Origin of the sequence: Nocardia sp. NPDC050412 (assembly GCF_044458825.1) — a bacterium.
In the GTDB taxonomy this organism is placed as follows: domain Bacteria; phylum Actinomycetota; class Actinomycetes; order Mycobacteriales; family Mycobacteriaceae; genus Nocardia.
In genome coordinates this window covers 379,757-402,789 of the sequence record NZ_JBITIJ010000006.1, presented here as the reverse complement: position 1 = coordinate 402,789, position 23,033 = coordinate 379,757, and the positions used below count along the sequence as shown (strand labels likewise).

Sequence of the window (23,033 nt, the reverse complement as noted above, 5' to 3'; positions counted from 1 at the left end):
CTGGTTCAGGATGCCGGAAAATTCCCGCCCATATGGGAGGGTCTGAGCATGTCCGACGCAGCAATGGCGGAGCAACCGGTTCGGGAGCGAACCCTATTCGGTCACCCCATCGGGTTGACCAATCTCTTCGGAGTCGAACTCTGGGAGCGCTTCTCGTTCTACGGAATGCTCACCATCCTCGGGTACTACCTGTACTACTCGACGACCGAGGGCGGACTGGGTTTATCGCAGAGCACCGGTGTCGGGATCGTCGGCGCGTACGGCGGGCTGGTGTATCTGTCCACGGTGCTCGGCGGGTGGATCGCCGATCGATTGATCGGTATGGAGCGCACCGTCTTCTATGGCGGCGTTGTGGTCGTGGCCGGGCATATCGCGCTGGCGGTTCTGCCCGGACTGAGCGGTGTCGGAGTCGGCCTGGTGCTGGTCGCGCTCGGCAGCGGCGGACTGAAGGCCAATGCCTCCTCGCTGCTCGGCACCCTCTACCGGCCGGGTGATCCGCGCTTGGACGGCGGCTTCACGCTGTTCTATCTGGGCATCAACCTCGGTGCGTTCGTCGGCCCGCTGCTCACCGGTCTGCTGCAACGGCATTGGGGCTTTCACTACGGCTTCGGTGCGGCCGCGGTGGGCATGGCGTTGGGGCTGACGCAGTACGTGGTGTTCCGGCGCAACCTCGGCACCGCGGGCAGGCATGTGCCCAATCCGTTGCCGCGCAACGCCGTCGGACCGATACTGGGCATCGTGGCCGGGGCGGCCATCGTGGTCGCGCTGGCATTGATCACCGGCCTGGTGAACTTGGACAACCTGTCCGAGGTCACCACCGTCGTCATCATCGGGGCCGCGCTCGCCTACTTCGTACTCATGCTGACCAGCGCAAAGGTAACGTCGGTCGAGCGCAGCCGGGTTCGTGCTTTCATACCGCTGTTCATCGCGAATGCGGTTTTCTGGTCGCTGTTCCAGCAGATCTTCACAGTCCTCGCGGTGTATTCCGATGAACGGTTGCGGTGGACCATCTTCGGCTGGACTGCACCGTCGAACTGGATCGGCTCGGCGGAGCCGGTGTGGATCATCTGCCTGTCGCCGCTGTTCGCGCTCATGTGGACCAAGCTGGGCAATCGTGCCCCGAGTACACCGCGCAAATTCGCCCTCGGCGTCATCGGCATGGGGCTGGCGTTCTGGTTGTTCGTGCTGTTCTCGGGGAGCAGTGGCAAATCGGTGCCAGCGCTGGCTGTGCTGCTCATCATGGGCGCATTCGCGGTCTCCGAGCTGCTGCTTTCCCCGATCGGTCTCTCGGTCACCACGCAGTTGGCGCCCGAGGCGTTCCGTGCCCAGATGATGGCGCTGTACTTCTTCTCCATTGGCATCGGAACCTCGATGTCCGGTACTTTGGCTCGGTTCTATGACGCGGATCACGAATTCGCGTACTTCGGAATCACCGGAGCAGTGGCGATCTGTGCCGGTCTGATCGTCGTCGCACTCACACCATGGGTGCGCCGACATATGGCCGGTGTGCACTAGGGAGAATCGACACAGCGGCGTGAGCGACGGGCATGGAGGCGGCAGCTTGCGTTACCGCGGAGGGCCCCGGGAGCGCCGCAATTGAATACAGCGGCGTGAGCGACGGGTATGGAGGCGGCAGCTTGTGTAACCCCGGAGGGCCCCGGGAGCGCCGCAATTGAATACAGCGGCGTGAGCGACGGGCATGGAGGCGGCAGCTTGCGTTACCCCGGAGGGCCCCGGGAGCGCCGCAATCGAATACAGAACCCGTCGACGACAGCAAGGAGACAGTGTTGGCGACCCCAGGAACTCGATGGGGCGGTCTGTTCCGTACCAAATCGGTCGAGCAGTCCATCCGGGACACCGACGAACCCGACTCGAAACTGCGCAAGGATCTGACCGCCTGGGACCTCACCATCTTCGGTGTCGCCGTGGTCGTCGGGGCGGGCATCTTCACGCTCACCGCACGCACCGCGGGCAATGTCGCCGGACCTTCGGTTTCCCTGGCCTTCGTCTTCGCCGCCATCGCCTGTGGGTTGACCGCGCTGTGCTACGCCGAATTCGCCTCGACGGTTCCAGTGGCGGGCAGCGCGTACACGTTCTCCTACGCCACCTTCGGCGAGCTCGTCGCATGGATCATCGGCTGGGATCTGATCCTGGAGTTCGCGCTCGCGGTGTCGGTGGTCGCCAAGGGATGGTCGCAGTACCTCGGTGAGGTGATGGGATCGCATTCGCCGATCGCGCATCTGGGGCCGATCGACTTCGACTGGGGTGCGGTATTTCTTATCGCGGTTTTGGGTGTGCTGCTGGCGGTCGGCACCAAGGTGTCCTCGCGGGTTTCGGCGGTGGCCGTCGCCATCAAGTTGAGCGTTATCGCGGTGGTTCTCGTCGTCGGCGCCACCTACTTCGACAAGTCGAACCTGACGCCCTACATCCCGTCGTCGCAGTCCGGTGCGGAAGGGGAGGGGCTGCACCAGTCGCTGTTCTCCTACTTCACCGGCGCCGGACACAGCACGTTCGGCTGGTACGGTCTGCTCGCCGCGGCCAGTCTGGTGTTCTTCGCGTTTATCGGCTTCGATGTCGTCGCGACGACGGCGGAGGAGACGAAGAATCCGCAACGCTCGTTGCCGCGCGGCATCCTCGGCTCGCTGGTCATCGTCACCATTCTCTATGTCGCGGTATCCCTGATCCTCACCGGGATGGTGCCCTACACCGCGCTATCGGGCGACAAAGCAACGCTCGCGACGGCTTTCGCGCAACACGGCGCCACCTGGACCAAAAACATCATCTCCATCGGCGCGCTCGCCGGACTCACCACGGTCGTTATGGTGCTGTTCCTCGGACAGACCCGGGTGCTGTTCGCCATGTCGCGCGACGGACTGATGCCGCGTCAGCTCGCGCGCACCGGCAAGAACGGCACTCCGGTTCGGTTGACCATCGTGGTCGGTGTGGTCTGCTCCGTGCTCGCCGGTTTCGTGGACTTCGGCACCCTCGAGGAGATGGTCAATATCGGCACGCTCTTCGCCTTCGTCCTGGTCGCCATCGGCGTTCTCATCCTGCGCCGCACCCGACCCGAGCTTCCGCGCGGCTTCCGCGTGCCCTTGGTCCCGCTCATCCCCATCCTCGCCGTACTCGCCTGCCTCTGGTTGATGCTGAACCTGTCGGTCGAAACCTGGCTGCGCTTCCTCGTCTGGATGGTCATCGGCCTGATCGTCTACTTCGCCTACAGCCGCCGCCATTCCGTCCTCGCCAACGGACCTGGCGCGAACTCCTCCGACAGCACCGCACCGGTGGTCGCCCACGACTAGATGATCTGACTGTGCGATGGCGGCATTACTCTGGCCACCACCGGGGATGCGCTAGCCTGCAGAACGGAATTCCGGTACGGCAGTACGAGTCGGTACGCTGACCGGGCGCCCCTATAGCCCAATTGGCAGAGGCAGCAGACTTAAAATCTGCAAAGTGTCGGTTCGAGTCCGACTGGGGGCACGTGTCAGATCCACACTGGGCGCGACCGGCGGCGTCTCCGTTGCTGCTGTCGGTTCGCCGGTGGCTGTCGACAGAGATGCGCTGACCGCTGCGATTTCGTGGGAGTAATCGGCAGGGAGAACGGCCTACAGTTGCCTCGTTCGCGTCGTATAACCGTTCCATCCCGCTGGCTCCGTAGTCCCGGCACCGCTGGCGTCCCGGGCACTCCTGGTCGGAGCATCCGGGACGCCGAACATGCTGTCAGCGGTTCGCCAGGTCCAGCGGACGCGCCAGGTCTACTCGACGGGCGGCATTGGAGAGGGCGGTTACTACGCAAGTGCCGAGTTGGCCCGTGCGATCGTAGAGGACAGCCGAGCAGGCCGCTATGCCGTCGGCGGTTTCGAGTTCCAAGATGCTGGTCTGCAGAGTGTGGTGCTGGGATTCGAGTCGTGCCGCGGTCTCGCAGGCAGCCGGGCGAAAAGGGCCCGTCCAGGCCGGCATCCGGACTCGATGGTGCCGTGAGGCCAAGCCGCCGCTCTTGCAGTTCGTCCTCGTATATTGCTCGCCCGATAACGTCTTTTTGTCCAGATCGGCGTTCAGGGCATCAACCGCGCGAAATAAGAGTTGCAGTTAGCTATTCCCGGTGCGGACCGTTTTCGGCTCCTCTCAATCGGCACGATGGTTTCGCAGCGTAAATTCAGCGGCTCCTGAAGTCTTGACATACCGCAGTGTTCAGCGGCGGCATTAGGGGCGATTCCGAACCAGATGTCGTTAACTGTCAGCTTTCTTGTGGTGGAGGGTTTGTTCCAGCGGTTCAGAGGCCTGATTCTCCGCAGGATTCGAGCTCTGCCTGGTGCTGGAGTACTCGAAGCAGGTCACGCAGTTGTTCGGGAGTCTTGAAGCCGGTCACGCAGGTTGGACTATGGGTAGCCTAACCTGACCGACCTGCCGCGAATGTTAGCCAATCCATTGCTGTTCAACGCTCTGAACTGCAACTTCGTGCTCGAATGGCCTGTCAGATAACGTTATCGCTGTCTCAACAGAGTGGCACGTGTCTGCGGTATATTTGCCGTAGGGTGCCGAATGGCGCCCCGCTCCTTGTGAATTTGGCCCCTGGTCCCTGGGCCATGCACGACGGGCGACCGGACGATGGATGGATGGCTGAGACGTCCAACCGACGAGAACGCCGCGTAAGCGTCGGCGAGATCGTGTGCCGATCGCCTTGACGGTGCCTTCCTGAGCATGCGACCCGGTTGACGTCGCTATGTTGCAAATTCCACCACACTGATATCGGCAACTTTGCAGCAATAGAACTGATTTCCTGAAATGAGTGATATCAGCGGAGGTCGAGATGGACCAGTTCAAGAGCGGTATCAATAGCAATCCGGATCAGTCGAAAGTGCTGCAAAACGGCTCATTCTACTTTCCCGGCACAAATTCGGGAAACGGTTCCGCCGCGCGCTCCGACGGTAATGGATCCGCGCGACTGTCATCATTCGACATTCTTCCACTGACTGCGGCTCAGCGGGGAATCTGGTTTGCCCAGCACCTCGCGGAATCATCGCCGATATCTGTAGCCCAATTCGTCGAGATCGTAGGCGAGTTGGACGCGGAATTGCTTGCCGAGGCATGCAGAACCGCTGGTCGCGAGTTCGGATCCGGACACGTCCGCCTGATCGAGGTCGACGGAGAGCCAGGTCAGTTCGTCGACGAGGAACGCGGAGCTCAGGTGTCGATCATGGACTTGCGTCGGCACGCCGATCCGGTTGCGACTGCGCACGAAATCATGGTTCAGGATTATTCCGCCCCCCTGGACCTGCTGAACGACGACCTCATGACGAGCATCGTGTTCCAGGTCGGCGAGGACCATTTCCTGTGGTACCAGCGTGCACACCACATCGCACTCGATGGTTTTGCCGCGGTAACGATGCTGCACCGGATAACCGAGTTGTACAACGCTCGGGTGAGGTCCGAGGAAGCGCCGCCGTGCGCGGCGCAGGACCTGGGGGTCGTCGTCGAGCAGGATCTGGCGTACCGGGGTTCGGCGCGTTTCGAAAACGATCGCAGATACTGGCTCGAGCACCTGGCAGGCGCGCCTGCCGTCGTCAGCCTGGCCGGTCGCGTAGGCAAGCCCACCATTCATCCGGCGCTGGTCAGCACAGAGTTGCCGGACGCCACCGCGCATCTACTGCGGAGCCAGCACGGCCAGAGCGTGACTCCGACCATCGTCGCGGCGTTCGCCGCTTATCTAGCGCGGATGACCGGGAGCGATGAAGTATTGCTGAGCCTGCCGGTTTCGGGTCGGCACTCTGCCGTGCTGCGCCGTTCCGGGGGGATGGTGGCGAATGTGGTCCCGCTGCGAGTTCGGGTCGCCGGCCGCAGCGTCGGTGAATTGATCTCCGCTGTGCAAAGCGAGTTGACCAGTGCTCTTCGGCGGCAGCGCTATCGCCAAGAGGACATATTCCACGATATGGGGATTGCGCGCGACGAGGCGCCATCCTTCGGGCCGGCCGTGAACCTCATGATGATCGAGAACGAGATTGTGCTCGGCAACACGACAGGCCGCCTGCACGTCCTCACCTCAGGACCTACCGCCGACCTCTTCGTCAATATCTACCCGGGCGCCGGCAGAGACAGTACACATATCGACTTCCAGGGAAATCCGAATGCATACACCCCTGAGGAGCTCGCGGGCCACCACCGGCGGTTCCGCATGTTTCTGCACGAGTTCCTCGCAGGGGGACAGGGATCTCCGGTCAGCCGAGTGCCGCTGCTCGAAGTTCAGGAACGGTCTGCGCTGCTGCCTGTGCGGGGGCCCGGCGGGGTCGAAACACAGCTGCTTCCAGAGATTCTGACCGAGAGCGCGAGCCGGAATCGTAGTGCGTGCGCGATCGCCTCGGCCGGGCAGACGATGACATATGGCGAGCTGGACACCAGGTCCTCGCAGCTGGCCAGGGATCTGATAGATCTGGGCTGCGGCCCGGACACGGCGGTGGCGATCATGCTGCGACGTTCGGTCGAATTGGTCGTGGCGACGTGGGCGGTCGCGAAATGCGGTGCGGCATTTGTCCAGTTGTCCCCCGAGTACCCGGCGAAGCGGATAGCACATATCGTCGCCGACAGCGGTGCGGCTGTGGCGATTACGGTCGACGCCCTGCGCGGGCGGCTCCCGCTGGCGATGCGCCATGTGGTGCTCGACGACCGTGCGCCCCTGGGCGAATGCGACGCCGCGAGCGCGCCGATTTCCGACGATGACCGTACCCGCCCACTACGGCCGTCCAACATCGCCTATATCACCTATACCTCGGGATCCACCGGAGCCCCGAAAGGCGTCCAGGTTACGCACGCCGGCCTCGCGAATCTGGTTGCCGACCGCGCCGCCACGTACGGCATCGACGCCACCTCACGCGTGTCATACGCCCTCTCGCCCAGTTTCGACGCCTCCCTGGAACAGTTTCTGACCTGCTTCGCGATCGGATCCACGCTGGTGATCGTGCCGCCGGAGGTGAGCGGCGGTGAGCCGCTCACGCAACTGTTGGCCGACGAGCACGTGACCCACCTGACGCTGACGCCCATGATGCTGGCAACTGTGGACCCGCGTCGGACGACGGATTTGCGGGTAGTCGTGGTCGGTGGCGATGTATGTCCACCGCACGTCATCGAGCGGTGGACGACACCGTCGGTGTCCATCTACAACGAATACGGTCCTACCGAAACCACCGTGACCGCCGTCGGCTCCATGCTGAGACCCGGCCGCGCCCATACGGTCGGTGGCCCCATCCGCGGCGTCTCGGCGATGGTGCTGGACCGAACGCTCCAACCGGTGCCAAAGGGCACCGCGGGCGAGTTGTATCTCGCCGGACCGGGATTGGCCCGTGGATACAGCCATCTGTGCGTCGAAACCGCCGCCAGGTTCGTCGCCGATCCGTACGGCGGCACCGGCGAGCGGATGTACCGCACCGGCGATATCGCGCGCTGGACCGGCGATAATGCCGAGCCGACGCTGGAATTGATGGGGCGCAGCGACTTCCAGGTCAAGATCCGTGGCTACCGGATCGAGCCGGGGGAAATCGACGCCGCGCTCACCACACATGAGGACGTGGATCGGTCCGTCACTGTGCCGGTGCTGAACAACATCGGCACGACGGTGCTGGCGTCCTATGTCGTCCCGGTCAGCGGTCGTCGGATCGATCCGCTCGAACTTCAGCGCTTCGCCCGCGCTTCGCTGCCGCCGCATATGGTCCCGGCGGTGATCCTCTCGTTGGACAGCCTGCCGGTCAATGCCTTCGGCAAGCTCGATCGCAGCGCTTTGCCGAGGCCCGAATTCGGGACCGCACCGGTCGGGCGTGGACCAGCGACCGCCCGGGAAAAGACGGTCGCACGGCTGTTCACCGAGGTGCTCGGCGTGCCTCGAGTCGGGGCGGACGACAGCTTTTTCGCCCTCGGTGGCGACAGCATTCTGTCGATCCGGCTGGTGGCGCGCGCCAAGGCCGAGGGCCTGAGTTTCTCCACACAGGATGTCTTCGTGCACAAGACCGTCGCGGGCCTGGCGGCAACGGCGACGGAAGCCGGCGATAGCCCCGAGCTGGCCGAGTTGCCCGGCGGTGGTGTAGGGCCGATGCCGTTGTCGCCGATCATGCACGCGATGCTTCATCGGGGTCGTTACGACCGATTCGCGCAGGCCGCGCTCGTTCAGCTTCCCGAGGGCGTCGATCGAGCGGGCCTGGTGCGCGCAGTGGGATCCCTGCTGGACCGCCACGATATGTTGCGGGCAGTACTGCGCGGCGATTCGGCTAGTCGGTACGTCGAGGTGCTCGATCGGGAAGCGGTCGATCCGGACGCCGCGCTCGTCGATGTTCGGGTCGATCGACGTGACGCCGCCGAAATCGGTCGGCACCTGCAGAAGGCCGCGGATCGATTGGCCCCGGGCAACGGTGTGCTGTTTCAGGCCGTCTGGATTCAGGATCGCAACGGCTCGGGCCCCGACCTGATGTGGCTGGTGATCCACCATCTCGCCGTCGACGCGGTGTCGTGGCGCATCATCCTGGCCGACCTCGCGCAGGCCTGGTCGCAGGTTCGCGACGGCGGCGAACCGCATTTCGGCCCGGCCACCACCTCGTTCCGGCGGTGGATGCACGGTTTGGTCGAGCAAGCGCCGGGCCGGCGGTCGGCGGAGCTCGACCTGTGGAAAGGCCTACTCGAGCAAGGCGATCAGCTACTCGGATCGCGCCGTCTGGTCCCGGATCGTGACGTCGGGGCCACGGCGGGCCGGGTGCGTCAGCGCATCCCGGCAGCGGTTGCCGAAGCGGTTCTCACCACCATTCCGGACCGCTTCCACTGCAGTGCCAACGATCCGCTGCTGGCGGCGCTGATACTGGCACTGGGTGAGTGGCGGCGCCGGCGCGGTACGGCGGTGGCCGCAGAGTTGATCTCGCTGGAGGGACATGGCCGCGAGGAGCGGGCCGTACCCGGCGCCGATCTCAGTGCCACCGTCGGCTGGTTCACCACTCGGTTCCCGGTCCGGATCGAATGGGAGAACATCGACATCGATGATGCGCTCGCGGGCGGCTCGAGTGCGGGACTGGCGATAAAGCAGGTGAAAGAACAGCTGCGCGCGGTGCCCGACAACGGCATCGGCTATCAAATGCTGCGCTATCTCGATTCGCAGGGGAGCGCCGAGCTCGCAGACCTGCCCGAACCTCAGATCAGTTTCAACTACCTCGGCCGGGTGAGCGTCGGTGAACACTCGGTGCCCTGGGCACCCACCACCGAATTCACCGCACTGACCGCGACGAGCGATCCGGGGATGGCGTTGTCCGCCGTGCTCGATATCAATGCGATCGCCGAGGAGGGGCTCGACGGGCTCGAACTCAACGCGACCTGGGAGTTCGCCTCACAAGTGTTGGGAGGTGCGGAGGTCGACGAACTCGCCGGGCTGTGGGCTCTAGCCCTGGGGGCGCTTGCCGATCACGTCCGATCCGACACCACACCCGGCTTCACCCCATCCGACTTCCCGCTCACCGCGGTATCACAGGACGATGTCGACCACTGGCTGCGGGAATACCCGTCGATGACCGATGTGTGGCCACTCACCGCCCTGCAGTCCGGGCTGCTGTTCCACGCGATCTACGACCGGGACGTCGACGACGGCTACACCGTGCAGGCGGCGCTGACGTTTGCCGGGCAGGTGGATGCGCAGCGGATGCGGCGGGCCGCGCAGGTGCTCATCGACCGGCACGACAGCCTGCGGACCGCGTTCGTCGAAAGTGCCGATGGGCCACGTCAGATCGTGTTGCGCGACGTCGGGGTCGATTGGGGCGAGTCGAGTATCACCGACATCAGCGATGTCGGGCAGCAGGCAGAAGCACTTCGGCGACGCGCGACGGCGGCTGCGGCGCCGTTCGACCCGGCCTGCCCGCCGCTGATGCGTTTCCACCTCGTGCGCACCGGCGTCGATATGTTCCAGTTGCTGGTCACCAACCACCATCTCGTGCTGGATGGCTGGTCGATGCCCCTGCTGATCCACGAATTGCTCGCGCTGTACATATCCGATGGCGATACGGCCGAGCTCGCGCCCCCTCGTTCGTACCGAGAGTATCTGCGGTGGCTACAGATTCAGGATCGCGACGCCGCAACCGCCGCGTGGCGGGAGATGCTCGCCGGAATCGACAGTCCGACCCGGGTCACGGGCGGGCCGGATCGGACCGTCACCGCGCACGCCGGTGAAGTCGGTCTGCACCTCGACGCCGCGACCACCGCCGCGATTCTCGATTTGGGCCGCTCGCACGGCGTCACTGCCAATACGGCCTTGCAGGTGGCGTGGGCATTGCTGGTGGCCACCCTGACCGGACGGTCGGACGTGGTGTTCGGCAATACCGTGTCGCACCGCCCGGCGCAGATTCCGGATGTCGAGCGCATGGTCGGGCTCCTCGTCAACACGCTGCCCGTCCGCGTCCGGCTCCAACCCGACGAAACCGTCGGCGACCTGCTCGTCCGCGTGCAGTCCGAGCAGGCCGCGATGCTGGATCACCAGCACATCGGCTTGGCGGAGCTGCAACGGGCCACCGGTAATGCCGATATGTTCGATACCGCTACGGTGCTCGAGTCCTACCCGCTCGACCGGGAACTGTTGGCACGCAATCTCTCCGACGCCGGATTGCGGCTCGTCGAGATCGACACACACGATGCCACGCCGTATCCGCTGAGTTTGCAAGTGACCCCGCCGCAGTCGAGTCGTGCCGGACGACCGGATGCCGCCGACGAGCCCGGCACCTACACGGTGACGCTGAAATTCGCCACCGACCGATTCGATTCCGACGCTGCTCGCACGCTGCTCGAGCGCTTCGAGTTGCTGCTCACCCAGATCGTCAGCGATCCCGCCCGGAAGGTCGCCGCGGTCTCCTCCTGCTGGGATTCAGAACGCGCGGAACTGCTTTCGGTCGGCAGCGCGGAGCCGACCGCGCAGCTCGTGCTACGCGACATCCTGTCGGGGACCGCCCGGAGGTATCCGGATGCTGTGGCCGTTCGGTGCGGTGACACCAGGTGGACCTATCGTGAGCTGGAGCATCGCGCCGACGGGTTCGCTCGCCTGCTGGCCGGCCGTGGTGCTCGCGCCGAGTCGATCGTCGCACTGGCCGTTCCCCGTTCGGCCGAACTGGTCGTCGCGATCTGGGCGGTGGCGAAAACGGGTGCCGCCTTCCTGCCGTTGGATCCCGGCAATCCCGCCGCGCGCATCGAGGAGTTGGTGTCCGACTCGGGGACGAGTCTGGGCGTGACGACCAGCGCTGTGGCACCGCGGCTTCCGGACACTGTCGAATGGTTGATTCTGGACGCTTCGGCTTCGGATGCTTATGAGGATCTACCTCATCCGACGGGTGTCCCGGCCGGGGCCGACAGGCTGTCGGCCGACAACGCGGCATACGTGATCTACACCTCCGGATCGACCGGCAAACCGAAGGCGGTCCACCTCAGCCATCGAGGTCTGGCCGACCTCGTCGCGGCGCAAGTCGACGCCTTCGGTGTGGGTATGGATTCGATGGTGTTGCAGGTCGCGTCGCCAGGATTCGACGCGTGCATGTCGGAGTTGCTGTTGGCGCATGGCAGTGGCGCGTGCCTCGTGGTGGCGCCACCGGAGGTGTACGCGGGGTCCGACCTCGAGGAATTGCTTCGGTCGCAGCAGGTTTCGCACGCGATCATCACCCCATCCGTGCTGAATACGATGGATCCGTCCCGGACACCGTCGTTGACATCGCTCGCGGTCGTCGGCGAAGCGACCGGGCCGGACACCGTGCACCGGTGGGGCGCTGGGCGACGGCTGATGAATCATTACGGACCGACCGAGTGCACGATTTGGGCGACGGGGTCGGATGCCCTCGTACCCGGCGAGCCGGTGACGATCGGTGGACCGATCCGAGGCGCGTCCGCGATGGTTCTCGACTCGTGGCTGCGACCGGTGCCGGTCGGTGTCGCGGGCGAACTCTATATCGGTGGGCCCGGACTTGCCCGCGGGTACGTCGATCGGCCGGGTGTGACCGCGTCGCGCTTCGTCGCGAATCCGCGATCCACCCGCGGCGAGCGGATCTACCACACCGGCGATTCCGTGCGCTGGGTGCGCGGACGCGCCGGGCTGGCACTGGAATACCTGGGCCGTTGCGATCAGCAGGTCAAGATTCACGGCCTGCGGATCGAGCCGGGGGAAATCGATGCCCACCTGGCCCGGCACCCGGACGTGGCGAGCGTCGCTACGGTTGCGGTGGAAGGGCCTGCCGGCGAACCGGTTCTGATGTCCTATGTCGTCTCCGCGCCGGGCGCTGTAGTAGATGTGGCGGCACTCGGCGACGATCTCGCGGGCAGGCTACCTCGTTATATGAATCCCGCGGCGATCGTGCGGCTCGACCAGATGCCGCGCACGCCAACCGGAAAGATCGATCGGAAAGCGTTGCAGCAGTGCGCCTTCGATTCCGACGCCGCAGGCGGCAGACCGCCGTCGACGCATACCGAGCAGGTCGTGGCGAAACTCTTCGCCGATGTGCTCCATCTCGACACTGTGTCCGCCGATAGCAACTTCTTCGCGCTCGGCGGGGACAGCATCGTCTCGATGCGGCTGGTGGCTATGGCGAGATCCGCCGGGCTCACGCTCACGCCGCGAGATGTATTCGAAGGCAAGACAGTTGCCGCCCTCGCCGCAATGGCGGACGGCGATGCGGCTGCGGTGACAATCGAGGCACCCCCTCGACTCCCGGCGGCGGATCGTGCCTCGGGTTCTCCGCTCGTCGCGCTCACACAACCCGACATCGATCGGCTCGAGCGGCAGTTCCGCGGCCTGTCCGACGTGTGGCCGTTGTCGCCCACACAATCCGGGATGCACTTCCACTCGACGTTCGACCCGGATACCGGGGACAACTACACCGTCCAGACGATGATCGGATTTTCCGGCGCGGTCGACAGTGAGCGCCTGCGACGTGCCGCTCAGGCGGTGGTCGACCGGCACGATATCCTGCGGGCCGCCTTTGTCGAGACCGCGGCGGGGCCGTGCCAGATCGTGCTGGACCATGCCGAAATCCCGTTCCGGGAGATCGATCTCGCCGGTGGTGGCGATGCGGAATCCGCCGCCGATCCGGGATCCATTGCCGCAGCGGACGCGGCGGCGGGATTCGACCTGTCGGCTCCTCCGCTACTGCGCTTGACGCTGATCCGGCTCGATGCGGGGTCCTTCCGGCTGTTGGTCACGAATCACCATGTGATCCTGGATGGCTGGTCGATGCCGCTGCTGATGCGAGAACTGCTCGACTACTACGGATCTCCCGCACATATCGGCTCCGCTGGACCTGCTCCCTCCTACCGCGACTATTTGTCCTGGCTGGGTCGGCAGGACAGCGCAGCATCCAAAGCGGCATGGGCGCAAGCCTTTTCGAATGTCGACGCACCCACCCGGGTGTCCCGCGACGCCGGCGCGGCGGGCTCGGTATCCGCCGCCGAGGTCGGGGCCGACTTGACGGCGGATCGTTTCGGAGAACTTCGTCGAGTGGCGGCGGAGGCGGCCGTCACCATAAATACGGCCGTCGCCGCGGCCTGGGCCCTGAATCTGCGGGTACTGACCGGTGAGACCGATGTGATCTTCGGCTCCTCCGTTTCGGGCCGGCCCCCGGAGTTGCCGCTGGTCGATCAGACGCTCGGCATGTTTCTGAATACGATTCCCGTGCGAGTCCCGCTCGATCCCACAATGACGGTACGCGAGTTGCTGATCGGCATTCAGGCGCGGCACGCCCGCATGCTGGATCATCACCATATCGGCCTACCCGAGATTCACCGCAGCGTCGGTCTGCCCGAACTCTTCGACACTGCCATCACCTTCCAGTCGTTTCCGGTCGACCGGACGGCACTGCAGCAACTCGTCGATTCGGCTGGCCTGCGAGTGGACGAACTCAGCGGTGTGGACGCAACGCCGTACCCGCTGAGCCTGGTCGTGGAACCGAAGCAGTCCGAGCAAGGCGAGGCGCAGGGACTTCGGATCACCCTCCGATTCCACGACCGTGAGTTCGATACCGCGTCGGCGCGCCGCATCCTCGACCGCTTCGTCGAGTTGCTGTGCCGGATCGCCGCGAATGCCGATATGCGGCTGGGCGAGCTGCCGCTCGCCGAGGAGCCGGGGCCGACGTGGCCGGTTTCGGGTGCGCAGGCCGCGATCCCGGACACATTGGACCGGATACTCGCCGCTTCCGCCGCCGCCGAACCCGAAGCGATCGCCGTGCGGTGCGCCACGGCCACCATGACCTACCGGCAGCTCGACGAGCGATCCGCACGTCTGGCTCGGGTCCTGCTGCGGCACGGCGCCCGCGCCGGACAGGTCGTCGCCTCCGTGCTTCCGCGATCCCTGGCCGCGACGGTCACCCTGTGGGCCGTCGCGAAGACCGGTGCCGCATTCCTGCCGATCGATCCGACCTTGCCGTCGGAACGGATCGAATTTCTGCTTTCGGATTCGAAAACTGTGCTCGCGCTGACCGATACGTCCGCGGGGAAGCATCTTCCCGACGGCGTCGACTGGCTGATCCTCGACGAGGAGCACACGCGCGGCGCGGTGGACTCGGTTCCCGCCGTGCCGATCACCGATGCCGAACGCGGCGGACCGATTCGGCGGGATCAGATCGCGTACGTGAGCTATACCTCCGGGTCGACCGGAACGCCCAAGGGCGTACTCGTCAGCCATCGCGGCCTGGCCGATATGGTCGCAGCGCAGCGGCGAATACTCGGCGTCGACCTGATGTCGGTAGTACTGCAGGTCGCCTCGCCCAGCTTCGACGCCTCGGTGTTCGAATTGTTGATGGCGCACGGCTCGGGCGGCCGCCTGGTCGTATCGCCCGCCGATGTCTACGCCGGCCCCGAGCTGGCGGATCTGATCGGGCGCGAACGTATTTCGCATGCCGTAGTGACCCCCTCGGCGCTGGCGACAGTCCCGTGCGACGGTCTCGACGGGCTGCGCGTGCTGGCGACAGCCGGCGAGCCGGTCGGGCCGGAACTGGTCGATCGGTGGGCGCCGTATCGCACCATGGTCAATCTTTACGGGCCGAGCGAAAGCACTATCTGGGCTACCGCGGGCGATGCACTCGTGCCCGGTGCCGCGATCACGATCGGCAGGCCGGTCGGCGCCGTCGCGGCCGTGGTCCTGGATACCTGGTTGCGGCCCGTGCCACACGGCGTCGCGGGCGAGTTGTACCTGTTCGGCACCGGTCTGGCCGATGGGTACGTCGCCAAGATGGCGTTGACCGCGGCGCGGTTCGTCGCATGCCCGTTCGGGGGGCCGGGGCAGCGCATGTACCGCACCGGTGACGTGGTGCGCCGCAGCGCCGATGGCGAGATGGAGTTCTTGGGGCGCAATGATTTTCAGGTGAAGGTGCACGGCACCAGGGTCGAGCTGGGGGAGATCGACGCGGTGCTGGGTGCGCGTGCGGATGTGACATATGCGGTCACTGTGGCGCGCCGCGATGGCGGGCGACCGGTGCTGCTGGTGTCCTATGTCGTTCCTGCGGCCGGGGCCGAGGTATCGGGCGAGGAGTTGCGTGCGGCACTGGCCGAGGCGTTGCCCCGGTACATGGTGCCGTCCGCGGTGCTGGTGCTGGATGAGGTGCCGCTGACCGCCAACGGGAAACTGGATCGCGAGCGATTGCCCGAGCCGATTGCCGTCGCGCGAGAATTCCGGGCGCCCTCGCCGGGGATAGAGGAAATGATCGCGCGAACATTCGAGCAGGTGCTCGATGTGGACCGGGTGGGAGTCGACGACGACTTCTTCGCGCTGGGCGGCGATTCGCTGAGTGCCTCGCTGCTGGTGGCGCGCATAGGTGCGGCCCTGGACAGGCGAGTGCCGGTGCGGTCGGTATTCGAGGCGCCGACCGTCGGCGGATTGGCCGCGCTCGCAGGAGCACTCAACGGTGGAGGCCGGTTGCCCCTGCTGGCGGGAGTGCGTCCCGACCCGGTACCGCTGTCGCTCGCGCAGCAGCGGATGTGGTTCCTGAACCGGTTCGAGCCGGACTCTGCGGCATACAACATTCCGGTGATGCTGCGGTTGTCGGGACGGCTGAATACCGAAGCGCTGGCGGCCGCGCTCGCGGATGTGGTCGCACGTCACGAAGTTTTGCGGACGATATATCCGGAAACCTCCGGTGAGCCGCGACAGGTCGTTCTCGACGAGCCCGCGGTGCTGGTGGAGCCGGTGCGAGTGCCTGCGGATTCGGTCCCGGATGTGGTGGGTGAGTTCGTGCGGCGCGGATTCGATGTGACCGCCCGAGTGCCGATGCGAGTGGGATTGTTCGAACTGGGTGCCGAAAGCGACAGTGCCACAGCAGAATTCCTACTGGTGCTGGTGGTCCATCACATCGCCGGCGATGGTCAGTCGATGGGGCCACTGGCCCGTGACGTGATGGTGGCGTATACCGCGCGACTGGCCGGGCACGCGCCGGAATGGGAACCACTCGCCGTGCAGTACGCGGATTTCGCGTGGTGGCAACGGCAGATGCTGGGGGCCGCAGACGATCCGGCGTCGTTGATGTCCGCGCAACTGGAGTTCTGGCGCTCGACGCTCGCGGGCGCACCGGACCGGCTGGAACTACCCGCCGACCGACCACGCCCGGCGATCGCATCGCTGTCGGGCGGCCGGGTACCGGTGGAGATCGGTGCGCGGCTGCACGAGCGGCTGCTCGCGCTGGCACGGTCGCGGGGGTCGTCGCTGTTCATGGTGATGCATGCGGCGCTGGCAACGGTATTGGGGCGGCTCAGTGGCAGCGATGACGTAGTGATCGGCACCCCGGTCGCCGGGCGGGGCGAGCCTGGCCTGGACGAACTGGTGGGAATGTTCGTGAACACGCTGCCATTGCGGACCCGGGTGGACACGCGCGAGCCGTTCGCCGAGTTACTGATGCGCACCCGGGAGACGGACCTGTTGGCGTTCGAGCACGCGGACGTGCCGTTCGAGCGGGTCGTGGAGGAGTTGAAGCCGGAGCGATCGGCGGCACGGCATCCGTTGTTCCAGGTGGCCTTGGCGTTCCAGAACGTGTCGACGGTCGATGTGGCGCTGCCCGACGTCCGGGTTGCACGGGCGGATGTGGATACCGGGGCGACCCAGTTCGACCTCCAATTGGTGCTGTCCGATTCGTCCAATGCCGCTGTGGCGCAAGGTATCTCGGGGATGATGAGCTATGCTCGGGACCTGTTCGACGAGGCGACCGCGGCGGGAATTGTCCGACGGCTGATGCGGGTACTGGAAGCCGTCGCCGGCGATCCGGCCGTAGTGGTCGGCGACATCGACTGGCTGGAAGCCGACGAGCGCTCGGCGCTCACCTCGCGGGTGGGGGAACACACGGTGGCGGCGCTGGAGCCGTCCGGATTGCTGCCGGAGGTGTTCGCCTCGGCCGTCCGGGACAACGGCGACGGTATCGCCATTGTCTCGGGGGATGCCACGTTGTCGTATGCACAGCTGGACGAACGATCGAGCCGGCTGGCGAGGATGCTGATCCGCAGTGGCGCCGGGCCGGAGAGTGCGGTGCTGGTGGCGGCAGCGCGGTCGATGGACTCCGTCGTCGCATGGTGGGCGGTGGTGAAGTCAGGTGCGGCATATGTGCCGGTGGACCCGAGCTATCCCGCGGGCCGGATCGAGCAGATGGTGGCGGATTCGGGTGCGACGCTGGGCCTCACGGTGTCCTCGGCGCGTGCCGAGATGCCCGATTCGGTGGACTGGATCGTGCTCGACGACGCGGCCATCGCCGCGCAGATCGACGAGTTGGCCAGCGGCCCGGTCGGCGATGACGAGCGGCTGCGACCACTGCGGACCTCGAACGTTGCCTACGTGGTCTTCACCTCCGGATCCACCGGGGTGCCGAAGGGCGTCGCCGTCACACATTCCGGCATCGCCGACTTCGTCTCGGCGCTACGCGCCGATCGCGAGCTCCGACACACATCCAGGGTGTTGCATTTCGCGTCGCCGTCGTTCGACGCCGCCCTGCTGGAGATCCTGATGGCGGTCAGCCGTGCCGGTGCGCTGGTCGTGGTGCCGACGCAGATCTACGGCGGCGCTGAGTTGACCGAACTCCTGCGCGCGCAGCGGGTTACCCACGCCTTCATGACCCCTGCCGCGCTCGCGTCGGTGGTTCCGGCCGGGCTGGACGACTTGCGGGTGGTGCTGTCCGGGGGTGACAAGGTCCCGGCGGATCTGGTGAATCGGTGGGCGGGCACCGACATCGCCGGCGCACGGAAGTTCCGGGAGCTGTACGGGCCGACCGAGGCCACGGTGGTTGCCACGGCGACGGGTGAGCTGCGACCCGGTGACCGGCCGACGATCGGTGCCCCGCTGCAAGGCATGCAGGCGCTGGTCTTGGATGCCCGGCTGCGGCCGGTGCCGGTGGGGGTGGCTGGAGAGTTGTATCTGGCGGGGTCGGCGCTGGCGCGCGGGTACCTCGACAAGGCGGCAACGAGTGCGCAGCGCTTCGTGGCGCACCCGTTCGGGGAACCTGGACGCCGCATGTATCGCACGGGTGATGTGGTGCGCTGGAATACCGATGGTGCTCTGGAGTTCCTGGGGCGCAACGATTTCCAGGTGAAAATCCGTGGTTACCGGGTCGAGCTGGGCGAGGTCGACGCGGTGCTGAGCGCGCGTGCGGAGGTGGCATACGCGGTCACGTTGCCGTGGCATGCGGGCACGGGTCCGGTGATGTTGGTTTCCTATGCGGTACCCGAAACCGGGGCGAGTCTGTCGGGCGAGCAGTTGCGGGCGGCGTTGGCCGAGGTGCTGCCGTCGTATCTGGTGCCCGCCGCGGTGATGATCCTCGATGCGATCCCCTTGTCGCCGAATGGAAAACTCGACCGCGCGGCCCTACCCGCACCCGTCGTCCAGGCCAAGCGATTCCGGGCCCCGGCTTCACCGGTGGAGGAAATAGTGGCCGGCGTATTCGCCGACGTCCTCGGCATCGGCGGTCCGGTAGGCGCCGACGACGACTTCTTCGAACTCGGTGGCAACAGCCTGGTGGCCACCCGGGTAGCCGCGCGGATCGGTGCCGCGCTCGACGCGACCATCCCGGCGTCGATGATTTTCGAGGCGCCCACGGTCACGAGGTTGGCCGCGCGCGCCGAATCGCAGGCCGATACCGGTCGGGTGGCGCTGACCGCACAGCCACGGCCACAGCGAATTCCGCTGTCGTACGCACAGCAGCGAATGTGGTTCCTGAACCGGCTCGAGCCCGGCTCGGCCGCCTACAGCATTCCGATCGTGCTACGGCTGTCCGGACAGCTGAATCTCGACGCGCTGCGCGCGGCCATCGAGGATGTGCTGAACCGGCACGAGGTACTGCGGACCGTATACCCGTATGCCGATGGCGAGCCGTCGCAGGTTGTCCTGCCCGCCGCCGAGTCGATGGCGCCGATGACCGTGACCTCGGTCGCGGAACCGGAACTGGCCGAGTCGTTGTCGGCGTTCGTCTCGACGGTATTCGATGTGACGGTCGAGGCGCCGGTGCGGGTGCGGTTGTTCGAGCTCGGGCCGCAGGAGCGGGTCTTGGCCGTGGTGGCGCACCACATTTGCTGCGACGGGTCGTCGCTGGGTCCGCTGGCACGGGACATGATGACCGCGTACGAGGCACGCCTGATCGGGGAGACACCGTGCTGGCCGTCGCTGTCGGTGCAGTACGCCGACTACGCGATCTGGCAGCGGACGGTGCTGGGGACCGAAGACGATCCGGAATCGCTGCTACGCGCCCAGATCGACTACTGGACAAACGAATTGGCGGAACTCCCAGCTTTGCTGGAGCTGCCGACCGACCGACCGCGACCGGCCATGCAGACTTATGCGGGCGCGAGCGTGCCGATAACGGTCGGTGCCGATCTGCACGCGGGATTGCAGCAGGTCGCGCGAGCACACAACACGACGCTGTTCATGGTCTTCCACGCCGCGCTGGCGGCCACGCTGGCCCGGCTGGCCGATACCGACGATATAGCGATCGGCACTCCGTATGCGGGACGCGGCGAGCCCGAACTCGACGATCTGGTCGGGATGTTCGTCAACACCTTGGTGTTACGGACCCGGTTGACCCCGGGGATGACGTTCACCCAGCTGCTCGAGCATGTGCGCGAGACCGATCTCGCCGCGTTCGGGCACGCCGATATTCCATTCGAGCGGCTGGTGCAGGAGCTGAACCCGGTGCGCTCGCGCGCCCACCATCCAGTCTTCCAAGTGATGCTGGCATTCCAGAACCTCGCCAGGGCGCAGTTCGAACTTCCGGGGCTCTCGGCGTCGGCCGAGTCGGCCGACAGCGACACCGCACTGTTCGATCTGCAGATCACGGTGTCGGATTCCTACGACTCCACCGGTGCCCCCGCCGGCATCAGCGGCGGGGTGACCTACGCGAGCGACCTCTTCGACCCGACGACAGTGACCACGATCGTCGATCGCCTGCTGCGATTGCTCGGCGCACTGGTGACCGATCCGGCACAGCCGGTGCACGAGGTGGATCTGCTCGGCGCCGAGGAACGAGAAGCCGTTCTGACGCAGTGGAATTCGACCGATCGCAGGCTCCCTTCCGGCGAGACGCTCGCCTCGGTCTTCGCCCACTCCGTGGTGGCATATGCGGACCGGACCGCGGTGACGTTCGGCGAACAGTCGCTGACCTATGCGGAATTCGCGTCTCGCGTATACCGGTTGGCGCGGTGGATGATCTCCCGCGGAGTGGGTCCGGAGTCGTTGGTGGCGCTGCGCATGCGGCGTTCACTGGACCAGATCACCGCCATGTACGCGGTGCACGCCGCAGGCGGTGGGTACGTGCCGGTCGATCCGGACCTTCCGGCCGACCGCGTCGCGTACATGCTGTCGATCGCCGCGCCGGTGCTGGAGCTGTCGTCCCTCGATGGGCTGGAGCTGTCCGGCTTCGATGACGCGCCGGTCACCGACGCCGATCGGCTCGCATCACTGCGACCGCACAACATCGCATACTTGCTCTTCACTTCCGGGTCGACCGGGCGACCGAAAGGTGTTGCGGTATTGCATTATTCGGTGGTGAACCAGTTGCGGTGGGTCAACGAGACCTACGCCCTGATGCCGAATGATGTGGTGCTGCAGAAGTCCCCGGCCACGTTCGACATGTCGGTGTGGGAGTTGTTCGCGACACTGGCGATGGGGGCGCGGCTGGTGATCGCGCGAGCCGACGGGCACACCGACCCGGCCTATCTCGCCGAAACCATTGCCACCCAGCGGGTCACGATCGCCGCGTTCGTGCCGTCGATGCTGGCGGTCTTCGCGGACGCGGTGCCTGCCCAGTCGCTGGAGTCGGTGCGGACGTTCCTGGTGGGCGGTGAGGCATTCGGCCCCGAGGTGGCGGCGGCGGTGCGGCGGATAGTGCCCGGGGTCGAGTTGCACAACCTGTACGGGCCGACCGAGTTCACCGTGTGCGCGACCGCGCATCGGGTGACCGAAGCCGACAGTGGGAACATGCCGATGGGCACACCGGTATGGAACGCGCGGGCATACGTACTCGACAACCGGTTACATCCGGTACCACCCGGTGTCGCTGGGGAGCTGTACTTGGCGGGCAACCAGCTCGCGCGCGGCTATCAGTCCCGTCCGGGTCTCACCGCGGAACGGTTCGTGCCTGATCCGTACGGTGACGGCCAGCGCCTGTACCGCACCGGTGACTTGGTGCGCTGGCGCAACAGCGGCGAATTGGAATACCTGGGCCGCACCGATTTCCAGGTGAAGTTGCGCGGCCTGCGTATCGAACTCGGTGAAATCGAGGCGGTACTCGCCGAGCACCCGAGCGTCGCCCGGGCGATCGCCGTCATGCGCTCCAGCGGTGCGGTTGACCACCTCGTCGGCTACCTGGTGCCCGCCGCGGGCGCCACGGTCGACACCGCGGCGGTCTCGGCGCACGCGGCATCCGAACTACCCGACTACATGGTGCCCACCACGGTGATGGTGCTCGACACGGTGCCCCTCACCGCGTCGGGCAAGCTGGACCGCACGCGGCTACCGGAGCCGGTGCTCGCGGTAGCGGAGTTCAGGGAGCCCTCGTCCTGGCTGGAAGGGGAGGTCGCACAGGTCTTCGGGGCGGTACTCGGTATGGATCGGGTGGGCGCCGATGACGACTTCTACACATTGGGTGGTAATTCGCTGAAGTCGGTGCAAGTGGTGAGCGAGTTGCGCAAAAAACTCGACTACGAGGTTCCGATCAGCTGGATGCTGTCGGATCCGTGCCCGGCCGATCTGGCGAAGCGGATCGAATCCGGAATGCACTCCGGACCCGTCGTCGACCGATCCGTCGGCTTCGATGTGCTGCTGCCGATCCGGACCGCCGGGGAGCGACCACCACTGTTCTGTATCCACCCGGCCGTGGGCCTGTCGTGGTGTTATCGCACACTCGACCGGTATCTCTGCGACGGTCGACCGATCTACGGAATTCAGGCGCCACAAGTCGGCGGCGAGGTACCCGGTCCGACGTCGATCGAAGAAATGGCCGAACGCTACTTCGACGAGATTCGCGCGGTTCAGCCACACGGTCCCTATCACCTACTCGGCTGGTCGCTGGGTGGTGCGATCGCCCATGCCATTGCTGTCGAGATGCGCGCCGCCGGTGAACAGGTCGCGCTACTGGCACTGTTGGACGCCGAGGTGGGCGGTGTCGACGAGTCGACGCTCTCCGCCGTCACGGCCGGAGAACTGATCAGCAATCTCGGTCCGGTCATGGGCGTCGATTTCGTGAGTCCCGATGCGACCGCCGAGGAGGCCGCCGATCTGATCGAACGGCACCTGGGAGGCAACCTCGGTGTCGACGCCGCAAGGATCGAGCGCCTGACCGACGCCTACAACCTGGCGATCCGGGCGGCCAGTCGGTGGCGGCCTGCGGTCTTGGACAGCGACATGCTCTACTTCACCGCGACACGTGAAAGGCGATCCGACGCCGCGGGTCCCGAGGGATGGGCGCAGGTGGTCCGCGGGCAGATTTCGATTTTCGACATCGACGCGACCCACCTCGCGATGACCGAACCGGGTGCGATTGCCCAGATCGCCCGGATTCTCAACGCACGACTGGATCGATGACCGT

4 protein-coding genes and 1 tRNA gene are annotated in these 23,033 nt (G+C 65.8%); 4 read left to right on the top strand and 1 reads right to left on the bottom strand.

Features of this window, described 5'->3' with window-relative positions:
* The first annotated feature begins 48 nt into the window (after nt 1–48).
* The 3 genes from ACIBI6_RS19550 (at nt 49) to ACIBI6_RS19540 (ending at nt 3,483) form a co-directional block, all read left to right on the top strand.
* Nucleotides 49–1,515: a peptide MFS transporter gene (locus ACIBI6_RS19550; RefSeq protein WP_396957267.1), complete on the top strand. Its 1,467-nt coding sequence runs from the start codon at nt 49–51 to the stop codon at nt 1,513–1,515.
* A gap of 269 nt (nt 1,516–1,784) precedes the next feature.
* Complete coding sequence (locus ACIBI6_RS19545) at nt 1,785–3,302, top strand: amino acid permease (RefSeq protein WP_396957266.1); 1,518 nt, start codon at nt 1,785–1,787, stop codon at nt 3,300–3,302.
* Nucleotides 3,303–3,409: 107 nt separating this feature from the next.
* Nucleotides 3,410–3,483, top strand: a tRNA-Leu gene (locus tag ACIBI6_RS19540).
* Between the two features lie 240 nt (nt 3,484–3,723).
* On the opposite strand, the gene ACIBI6_RS19535 is transcribed toward ACIBI6_RS19540, so the two are convergent.
* A complete protein-coding gene (locus ACIBI6_RS19535) occupies nt 3,724–3,963 on the bottom strand; it encodes a hypothetical protein (RefSeq protein WP_364341197.1) in 240 nt (79 codons plus the stop codon).
* An 850-nt stretch (nt 3,964–4,813) separates the two neighbouring features.
* Here ACIBI6_RS19535 and ACIBI6_RS19530 point away from each other — a divergent pair.
* Nucleotides 4,814–23,029, top strand: a complete 18,216-nt coding sequence (locus ACIBI6_RS19530) for an amino acid adenylation domain-containing protein (protein ID WP_396957265.1) — start codon at nt 4,814–4,816, stop codon at nt 23,027–23,029.
* The last annotated feature ends 4 nt before the right edge of the window (nt 23,030–23,033 follow it).